Annotated in this window: 2 protein-coding genes; both read left to right on the forward strand. The window is 43.7% G+C overall.

Features of this window, described 5'->3' with window-relative positions; genetic code table 11:
• Positions 1-92: 92 nt before the first annotated feature.
• On the forward strand, positions 93-692 hold the full coding sequence (pnuC, locus tag A3763_RS11470) for a nicotinamide riboside transporter PnuC (protein ID WP_082865337.1): 600 nt from the start codon (positions 93-95) through the stop codon (positions 690-692).
• Positions 662-1,446, forward strand: a 785-nt coding sequence (locus tag A3763_RS11475; protein ID WP_156495054.1) for an AAA family ATPase, incomplete at its 3' end; no start/stop codon positions are given. The genes pnuC and A3763_RS11475, both read left to right, overlap by 31 nt.

Raw genomic sequence — 1,446 nt, forward strand, 5'->3', positions numbered from 1 at the left:
AAGCTTGGCCAACAGGTTCAGATCAATCTGTTTGAGAAAGTAAGCAGCGATAAAAAAATAATTCAATATTCAAGTGATTTAAGGAACATATTTTGATTAGCTATTTGGAATGGTCTGCAAACGCAGTATTTGTTATCAGCGTCATATTGGCAGCGAGAAACAATGTAAACACGTGGTGGACTGGTATCATAGGCTGCGGCTTGTTTGCCGTTCTGTTCTATCAGGTCAATCTCTATGCAGACGTCACGCTGATGGTGTTCTTCATACTCACGAGCATCTATGGCTGGATGTATTGGGGGGCTAAAAAACAATTACACCCGATTCAGCGAACCAAAATGACAAATTTCGTTTCATTCATAGCAGCTGCAGTCTTAGCAACCTTAGCCTATGGATGGCTTTTGCATGAGATGACGGATGCGTACGCGCCATTTATCGATTCAATTGTTCTCATGTTTAGCGTTCTTGCGCAGTTTCTTTTGATGAAGAGAAGGCTAGAGACATGGGTTTGCTGGTTGATCGTAGATACCGTCGCTGTCCCGCTTTACTTCTCCCGAGAGCTTTATCTGACGGCGTTTGTGTACGGCTTGTTCTGGTGCAATGCGTGGTATGGGCTGTATTCGTGGATAAAAATATACAGGAGTGAAAATAAGGGAGAAAAGACTTGGCAACAAAGCCCTTTAAGCGCGGATTAGTCGTTGGAAAATTTTCACCTCTTCATAAAGGGCACGAGTATCTAATACAAAACGCATTTAATCAGTGTGAAGATGTTGTCGTCATCAGCTACTCAAGGCCTGAGTTTCCATCCTGCTCTGCCAAGATAAGAGAGCATTGGATAAAATCAGTTTTTCCATCCGCTAGCGTTCTGTGTGTTGATGCTGCCACGGTCGAGTCTTGGCGAGCTCATAGCGCTTGGAATCTTCCAATGCCCAGCAATAGTGAAGCTGACCATATGCATCGGCATTTCACCTATCGACTTCTTTCATACAAGTTTGGTTTGGAAGTTGATGCAGTCTTTACGAGTGAAGAATATGGGGATGGCTTCGCTCAATTTCTGAGTGATCCAGCGACTGGTTTTGGTTCTCCTGTCGAGCATGTTTGTGTCGACCTCAACAGGGAAACTTATCCGGTAAGTGGCTCACTTATGCGTTCTACTCGGAACCAAGACAATGGGCTAATCGATCAATCTGTCCAAGCTGACTTTAGCGTCCAAAAGATTGTTTTCCTAGGGGCTGAATCAACAGGTAAATCAAAGCTATCTCGGCTTCTCTCTGAACAATTTAATGAGCCGCTGGTTGAAGAATACGGCAGAGATTTATGGGAAGAAAAAAATGGCGACCTTACGCCAGAAGATCTGATAGATATTTGCATTACACAGACTCATAAAGAGGATCTCGCTCAGAGACAGGCGAGACGGTATATCTTTTGTGATACTTCTCCTGTTACAAC

This window comes from Oleiphilus sp. HI0128 (assembly GCF_001635365.1).